The organism is Desulfolutivibrio sp., from assembly GCF_036584575.1.
Classification (GTDB): domain Bacteria; phylum Desulfobacterota; class Desulfovibrionia; order Desulfovibrionales; family Desulfovibrionaceae; genus Desulfolutivibrio.
Window position 1 is genome coordinate 1 of the sequence record NZ_JAZHDB010000024.1, and the last position, 7,590, is coordinate 7,590.

The 7,590-nt window shown below is 63.9% G+C and carries 9 protein-coding genes; 2 read left to right on the forward strand and 7 right to left on the reverse strand.

Annotation, left to right across the window (positions count from 1 at the left end; translation table 11 throughout):
• Positions 1 to 179 precede the first annotated feature (179 nt).
• Positions 180 to 755 carry a flavin reductase family protein gene (locus tag V3572_RS01845; RefSeq protein ID WP_332109268.1) on the reverse strand — a complete coding sequence of 192 codons (576 nt, stop codon included), beginning with the start codon at positions 753 to 755 and terminating at the stop codon, positions 180 to 182.
• A gap of 38 nt (positions 756 to 793) precedes the next feature.
• Entirely contained in the window at positions 794 to 1,312 is a 519-nt protein-coding gene (locus V3572_RS01850) for a nitroreductase family protein (protein ID WP_332109269.1), read from the reverse strand.
• A gap of 186 nt (positions 1,313 to 1,498) precedes the next feature.
• Here V3572_RS01850 and V3572_RS01855 point away from each other — a divergent pair, with 186 nt between their 5' ends.
• Together V3572_RS01855 and V3572_RS01860 are read left to right on the forward strand one after the other, a co-directional pair.
• On the forward strand, positions 1,499 to 1,894 hold the full coding sequence (locus V3572_RS01855; protein ID WP_332109270.1) for a winged helix-turn-helix transcriptional regulator: 396 nt from the start codon (positions 1,499 to 1,501) through the stop codon (positions 1,892 to 1,894).
• A gap of 344 nt (positions 1,895 to 2,238) precedes the next feature.
• Positions 2,239 to 3,375, forward strand: a complete 1,137-nt coding sequence (locus V3572_RS01860) for a GGDEF domain-containing protein (RefSeq protein WP_332109271.1) — start codon at positions 2,239 to 2,241, stop codon at positions 3,373 to 3,375.
• Positions 3,376 to 3,481: 106 nt separating this feature from the next.
• On the opposite strand, the gene V3572_RS01865 is transcribed toward V3572_RS01860, so the two are convergent.
• From V3572_RS01865 to hcp, 5 genes are all read right to left on the reverse strand, one after another.
• On the reverse strand, positions 3,482 to 3,817 hold the full coding sequence (locus tag V3572_RS01865; protein ID WP_332109272.1) for an addiction module antidote protein: 336 nt from the start codon (positions 3,815 to 3,817) through the stop codon (positions 3,482 to 3,484).
• Positions 3,814 to 4,140 (reverse strand): type II toxin-antitoxin system RelE/ParE family toxin, encoded by a 327-nt coding sequence (locus tag V3572_RS01870; protein ID WP_332109273.1) that lies wholly within the window; start codon positions 4,138 to 4,140, stop codon positions 3,814 to 3,816. Before V3572_RS01870 ends, V3572_RS01865 begins: the two co-directional genes overlap by 4 nt.
• A 289-nt stretch (positions 4,141 to 4,429) precedes the next feature.
• Positions 4,430 to 4,744, reverse strand: a complete 315-nt coding sequence (locus V3572_RS01875) for a cupin domain-containing protein (protein ID WP_332109274.1) — start codon at positions 4,742 to 4,744, stop codon at positions 4,430 to 4,432.
• Positions 4,745 to 4,913: 169 nt separating this feature from the next.
• Positions 4,914 to 5,708, reverse strand: coding sequence for an ATP-binding protein (locus V3572_RS01880; protein ID WP_332109275.1), 795 nt, complete (start codon positions 5,706 to 5,708; stop codon positions 4,914 to 4,916).
• 85 nt (positions 5,709 to 5,793) lie between these two features.
• Complete coding sequence (gene hcp / locus V3572_RS01885; protein ID WP_332109276.1) at positions 5,794 to 7,407, reverse strand: hydroxylamine reductase; 1,614 nt, start codon at positions 7,405 to 7,407, stop codon at positions 5,794 to 5,796.
• Positions 7,408 to 7,590 lie beyond the last annotated feature (183 nt).

Consider the following 7,590-nt stretch of genomic DNA (forward strand, 5'->3'; position numbering starts at 1 on the left):
ACCCCACCCCGCCCGGGGGGAATCATTCCCCCCGGACCCCCCGGTCTCCGGGGCGGGCGGAGGGCGTGTTCCCGCCTGGCGGCGAGAGGCCGCGAAGCGCGATAAAAGTTTTGAAGGTGGGTCCAGGGAGGAAACTTTTTCAAAAGTTTCCTCCCTGGTCGCCGAAGGCTCCTCCTCCGCTATCCGGCCACGGCGGACTTGCCGATGGAGAATCCCTGGCCGATGTCCGCGCCCAGGGCCACGTAGCGCCGCGCGCCGGGGATGTAAGTGAAAAATTTGGCCTTTTGCGGGTCTACGCGGTTTTTGTCATCCAGGATGGCCGCATCGGCCTTCACGTCCTTGATTTCGCCCACGAACTGGGTGTGCAGCCCAAGTTCGAAGACATGCAGCACGGCGCATTCGACGATCAGCGGGCATTCGGCCACGTACGGCGCGTCCACCAGCTCGCTTTTGACTGCAGTCAGGCCCAGGGCCGCGAATTTGTCCGTGTTTTTTCCGGAGACCATGCCCGCGTAGTCCGTGGCGGCGGCCTGGGCCACGGAGGGGATGGACACGGTGAAGGCCCGGCGGGCCATGATGGCCCCGTGGGTATGGGTGGCGGCGCGCAGGGACACGGCCAGGCAGGGCGGTTTGGAGCAGCAGATGCCGCCCCAGGCGATGGTCATGATGTTGGGCGCGCCTGCCGCGTCGTAAGAGCCCACCAGCCAGGCCGGGGTGGGGGCGGCCAGGGTTTCAGCGCCAAGGGAGACTTTCATGTGAGACCTCCGGATGTGGATGTGGTTTGGGGTTGGGGCTATTTGCCCACAAAGGCGTTTTCGTCGATGCGCGCCGGGTTGAAGCGGTCCACGGGGCCGGGATACTGGACCGGATGCCCGACGACCACGAAGGAATGGGGGGTGATGTGCCCGGGCAGGGCGAACATCTTGGAAAAGGCCGCCACCCGCTCCGGCGTCGGATAGACGCCGGTCCATACCGCGCCCAGGCCCGTGGCCCGGGCGGCCACAAGCATGTTCTGGATGGCGGCGGCGCAGTCGAGCACCCAGTAGCCCGGATATTTCTCCAGACTGGCGTCGCCCAGGACCAGGATGCCGATCGGCGCGGTGCGGGCCATGGCCGCATAGGGATGGATGTCCGGTATTTTGTCCAGGATGGCCCTGTCCGTGATGACCAAAAACCGCCAGGGCTGGGCGTTTCCGGCGCTGGGGGCGGCCATGGCCGCGCGCAGGAGGGTTTCGAGCTGTCCGGGGGAGACGGGTTCGCCGTCGAATGTGCGGATGCTGCGCCGGGTGTGAATGGCTTCCAAGGCGTCCATGGCGTTCTCCTTTCAGGTCTGGTGTCTTCTTTACACTTGGGGGGATTTTATGTAGTACTCCTTAAAAAGCAAGCAGGCACAAATAAGTATGGTAGTATGCAAAAAGAAACTATTGCGCCAGGCGGCGATATCTGCCGGAAGAGCACGGGCGGATCAGACAAACTGTGCGGAAAGGAGCGAGCGTCCATGAGCGCCAACGAAGATCGTCCCGGCGGGGCCTGCACCCTCAAGACCCTGGGCGGGCGCGACTATTACTGCACGATTGAGTTGTGTCTTCAGGTCATCGGCGGCAAGTGGAAGCCCATCATCCTGTGGCGGCTGCACATGGAGGGGGTGCGGCGGTTCGGGGAGCTGAAAAAGGCCATGCCCAACATCACCCAGAAGATGCTCACCCAGCAGCTCAGGGAGCTTGAGGCCGACGGCATGGTCAGCCGACACGTGCATCCCGAGGTGCCGCCCCGGGTGGAATACGCCCTGACGCCGCTTGGGGAAAGCGTCATTCCCATCCTGGAGCGCATGTGCGGCTGGGGCCGGGAGTTCGAGAAGCGTTTCGCCCCGGGCGAATGCGTCGTTGGGTTTTAGCGGGCATCCCCGTCCGGCCGTGGCGGCATTCGGGACAGCCCCGGCTTTTCGTGTTCCCCGCCGACCGCGACCATGGGAGTCCGGGCGTTCGGCCTGCGGGGCTTTTCTTTTTTGCCAAGTGTGGTATGTCTCGGCGGTCCAGGGGGCGGCTTTTTCTGCGTTCCCCGGCAGCATCTCGCTTACGCGCCAACAATCCTGATGCAGTACCCGCCCCGGGATTTACGAACGGGCGGTGTGAATTCCGGAAGACGCCAGTGTTTCCGCATTCGATGTGTTCGCCCCTGCATGGGGCCGTCGCGCGCCGGGTCGGGAGGTTGAGCCCTGTCCCCGCGCCGGGAAGCCGCATGACCAAATTCGCCCTGACCTGGCGTTACGCCAGCGCCCTGCTGCTTCTGGCCGTCCTGGCCGGGGGGTCATATCTGTTTCTGGACAGGACCATGAACCTGGAAAGGCGCCGGGCCGTGGTGATTGACCTGAGCGTGCGGCAGCGCATGCTGGCCCAGAGCGTGGTGATCCTCGGCTTTGTCGCGGACCGCGCGGCCCTGCCGTCCGTTCGGGATACGGCCCTCAACGAGATGCAGGGCGCCCTTCGCGAACTGCTTTCGGTCCATGCCCGGCTGGGCGGCCTCCAGACCGGAGATTTGGCCCCCCCGGACACCGACTCCTGGCAGGAGATCACCCGGCGTCTGGACGTGTTCGTGAACACGGCCCGCACTGTGGCCCGGCAGGCCCAGGCCGGGAAACCCTTGTCCCATGCCTTGATCAGACGTTTCCACGAGACGGGCGGCCTGGAGCTCTTGGCCGGGCTGGACGCCCTGCTCCTGCACCATCAAAGCGAGAGCGGACGGAGTCTTTTCCTTCTGGACCGGCTGCCGCTGGCGTTTTTGCTCGGGACATTGGCCATCCTGGCCTTCATGGGCGTGGCGCTGTTTCGGCCCCTGATCAACGATATCGTGGCCGACAGGCGGTCCCTGGAGATCGCCAACGAAGAATTGGGCAAGCTGGCCACGGTGGACTGTCTGACCGGGCTTTTCAACCGCCGCAAGTTCGACGAGGTGGTGGTCCGGGAGATGGAGCTGGCCCGGCGCTATGCCGACCATGTCTCGCTTTTGATGTTCGACATCGACCACTTCAAGACCATCAACGACACCCTGGGCCATGCCGTGGGCGACAAGGTGCTGGCGGATCTGGGGCGGCTGGCCGCGGTCGGCATGCGTTCCGTGGATTACGTGTTTCGCTGGGGCGGCGAGGAGTTTTTGATCCTGGCCCCGCGCACGGACGACCATGCCGCCTTTGGCGTGGCCGAAAAACTGCGCCAGACGGTCGCCGACCACGCCTTTTCCGATGGGGTACGTTTGACCGTCAGCTTCGGGGTGGCCGAATACCGGCCCGGAGAGCTCCTGGAAGACTGGCTGACCCGGGTGGACCAGGCCATGTACTCCGCCAAGCGTAGCGGCCGCAACAAGACCATGACCGGGTAGGTCTGTGGGCGGCATCGTTGGCCCTTGGCAGTCAGGAAGAAAAGAGCCGTCAGGGCAAGCACGACGCCCACGGCGACGACGCTGAACCCGTTCCTGGAAGGCAGATTTAACAGGCGCAAGCGGATTGTTGGCCGGAGGTTCCAGGGGCTACGGCCAGCCGTAGACCGACTGCCTTCAACACCGCCGTCAAGGTTTTCAGCGTCGGGTTTCCCTTGGGCGACAGGGCGCGATACAGACTTTCCCGTTTGATGCCGGCGGCCTTGGCGACATCGGCCATGCCGTAGGCTTCGGAGACATGGCGCAAGGCGATGAGCAGCACGGCCGGTTCCTCGGTATCTTCCATGGCGGCCTGGAGGTACTCCGCAGCATAGGCTGGATCGGCCCGCAGTTCACGGACAAGGGCGTCGTCATGGCTGACGCTGGCGCGGTCGAGGTTCTTCATGGTTGCATCCTCCTTTTGAAATCGGCCAGGTACTCGGCGGCCTTCTCGATGTCGGCCTCCTGGGAGCGCTTGTCACCGCCGCAAAGCAGCAAAATCACCTGGGAGCCCACCACGCCGAAAGAGACGCGATACCCCGGGCCGTAGTCGACCCGCAGTTCCGACACGCCGTCCCGCAGGGGTTTACAGTCACCGAGGTTGCCAGCTTTGAGCCGATCCACCCGGGCGGCGATTCGCGCCTTCGCCCGCACGTCTCGGAGGTGGGCCAGCCATTCGGTGATGACCTCTCGACCATCTTCGGTGCGGTAGCGGCGGACGATGTTCATGCCAATTTGTAATTTTTAAATTACAAATTGTCAAGGTGACGAGCGTTTCAAAGAGACCTGCCCGACCAGCATTTGTTAGCAGACCCATAAAGAACGACAACCCCCCCGCCGGGAATCAGAGGCAGGGGCTTTGTCTGTGCGGTGGAGTCAGGCGGCCGTTTCCGCCAATGAATGTCGACACGGCCTTGTGTGGCGTTCACAAAAAACATTTATCTTTTTTGTGAATAAAAAGTATAAATTCAAGGTGTTGCTGCTTGCTAAGCCATAACGGAAATGGCCAAACGCAATACTAGATGGGCGGGGCGATGGTCACCAGCACCCGCATGCGGGTCGCGGCCCGCACCCCGTGGGGTTCGGCGATATCCGACACCAGCACGTCCCCGGCCCGGGCGGGCATGGTCCCTCCCTCGGCCAGAAACTCCCCCTCGCCCTCGATGACCGCGATGGACAGTTGCCCCTCCAGGTCGTGGGAGTGGATGGGCAGTTCCTGCCCCGGCTCGAAGTTGAAGTTGATGATCTTGAAATACGGCGAGTCGTGCACCAAAAGCTTGCCGAAGCCCTTCTCCTTAAACGTCCCCGCCTCGAAAAGATTGGTCTTGCGCATGGTCTGTCCTCCCGCTGCCCCGGCTGCGCCAGTCGCGCCCGCCGGGTCGTTGTCCGTGGTAAAACGCCCTCTCCCATGCCGCGCCTGGCTGTTTTCCGCTGCGCCTTCAACAAATACGTTCGGCGTCTGTTTCGCGAAACGCCTGAGCCTGCCTGGCCACTGCCCGGCGCTATCCCATGCAGGCGCAGGCGCCCTGGGGCCGGGCCAGTCCTCCCGCCAACTCACGGGCGATGATCTCGCCCCGGCGCGACACCACGACGCGCCTTACCGGCACGCGCGCCCCGGAACCCTCCACGGCCGACAGGGCGATGCGGTGCAATCCGTGGCAGCACGGCACCTCCATCTCCAGAACCGTGATGTCCGTGATGCCCGCGACCCGGATCATGTCCGTCAGCTTGGCCACGTAGGCTGTCGCGTCGTCGAATTTGGGGCAGCCGATGGCCACGCAACGTCCGGCCAGGAAGTCGTGGTAGCCCGGAAACGAAGCCGGAACGCAGTCCGCGGCCAGAAGCAGGCTCGCCCCGCGCAAAAACGGCGCATCGGCCGGAATGAGCCGCAACTGCACCGGCCAATGGGACAGGGCCGAGGCCCGGCCGACGCCTGCCGCCGGGGCGGAATCGGGGGCGCCGGTCAGCCCCGTGGGCGCATTGGCCTTCTCGCACGGCGAAAGGCTCATCACGTTGCTTGATGGGCAGCCGCAGGGCATGGGGGCGGCCTTTTCGGCGGCCAGCAGTTCGTGAACGGCCGCTTCGTCAAAGGCCTCGGCCGGGCGTTCGATGATTTGAAGCGCGCCCGTGGGGCACTCGCCGATGCAGGCCCCCAGGCCGTCGCAATACCGTTCGGCCACAAGCCTCGCCTTGCCGTCCACGATGTGCAGCGCCCCCTCGGCGCAGCCCGTGACGCACTGGCCGCAGCCGTTGCACAGCTCTTCGTCGATTTCGATGATCTTTCGCATGGCGGTCATAGCGTATTCCTTTGCCCCTTGGGGCGGGGAGGTCGGCGGCGTGGGCGGGCCTCCCCGATCCAGGGGCGCCTGACGTAGATTTCAGCTATCCGAGGATGGCCTTCAAGTCCTCGTCCGGGGTGGTGATGGGTTTGATGTTGTAGGTCTCCACCAGGTAATTGAGCACGTTGGGGGTCAAAAACGCGGGCAGGGTCGGTCCCAGGCGGATGTTTTTGATGCCCAGCGACAGAAGCGTCAAAAGGATGGCCACGGCCTTTTGCTCGTACCAGGACAGGACCATGGACAGGGGCAGGTCGTTGACCCCGCATTCGAAGGCCTTGGCCAGGGCCACGGCCACCTGGATGGCCGAATAGGCGTCGTTGCACTGGCCGATGTCCAGAAGACGCGGGATGCCGCCGATGTCGCCCAGCTTTTGGTCGAAGAAACGGAACTTGCCGCAGGCCAGGGTCAAGATCACGGTGTCGGCCGGGGCCTTCTCCACGAACTCGGTGTAGTAGTTGCGTCCCGGCTTGGCCCCGTCGCACCCGGCCACCAGGAAGAAGTGGCGGATCTTTCCGGCCTTGACCGCGTCGATGACCGCCCCGGCCACGCCCAGGATGGCGTTTCTGGCGAATCCCACCATGACCGATCCCTTGTCCGTATCCTCGGCAAACCCCGGCAGGGCCAGGGCCTTTTCAATGACCGGGCCGAAGTCGCCGTTTTTGACATGGGTCACGCCCGGCCAGCCCACAAGGCCGGTGGTGAAGATGTTCTCCTGGTAGATTGCCCCGGGCTTTTGGATGCAGTTGGTGGTCATCAGGATGGCCCCGGGGAAGGCCGCGAACTCTTTGAGTTGGTTTTGCCAGGCGGTGCCGTAGTGGCCGTAAAAATGCTTGAATTTCTTCAGCTCCGGATAGCCGTGGCAGGGCAGCATCTCGCCGTGGGTGTAGATGAAAATGCCCTTGCCCTCGGTCTGCTTGAGCAGATCGTGCAGGTCTTTCAAGTCATGGCCCGAAACCAGGATGGCCTTGCCCGCCTTGGCCCCCAGCGGAACCTCGGTGGGCACGGGGTGGCCGTAGGTTCCGGTGTTGGCCGCGTCGAGCAGCTCCATGGCCTTGAGGTTGGCCTGGCCGCATTCGAGCACCATGGCCACCATGGCCCCCAGGTCCAGGGAGGGGTCGTAGACGGCCGTCAGGGCCTTGTGCGTAAATTCGGCCACGGCGTCGTCGGAATGGCCCAGGATGGCGGCGTGGTCGGCGTAGGCGGCCACGCCTTTGAGGCCGAAGATGAGCGTATGCTTCAGCGACAAAACGTCAGGGTCCACGGCCGGAATGGTCTTTAAGCCGTGCTCATGGCCTTGGGCGATGAGGCCGTCCAGGGACTTCGCCGGTTCATAGTCCGCCGGGCCGCCGGTGACGGTCACGCCCGCCTTGGCCGCCAGGGCCTTGCGCATGGCCACGGTCTTTTCGATCAGGGCCGGAAACCGCTCGGGATCGAAATTGACGTTGGTCAGGGTGGAGAACATGGCGGCCATGGTGAAATGGTTGACCTCGGCGTCGGTCACGCCCTTTTGCCGGGCCGCGTGGGCCACCATCGAAAGCCCGGACAGGGCGTACACCAAAAGATCCTGGAGATCGGACACCTCGGGCTTTTTGCCGCACACGCCGAGCTTGTCACAGCCGAGACCCTTGGCGGTCTGTTCGCATTGGTAACAAAACATGTTCACGTCCTCCTGTTGAAAGTTGGCGCTTGCCGCGTTGAGACAAGAGATACGTCCCCTGGCCCGTTGCGCCCTTGACGTAAGTCAAAAGGGGCGATTTTTTTCGGGGATGGGGCTTCGCCCCCTCCATGGCCAACGTGCCGCATGGACCGGTTCGTGCTGTACCAAAGCGTGCTGGGCCCC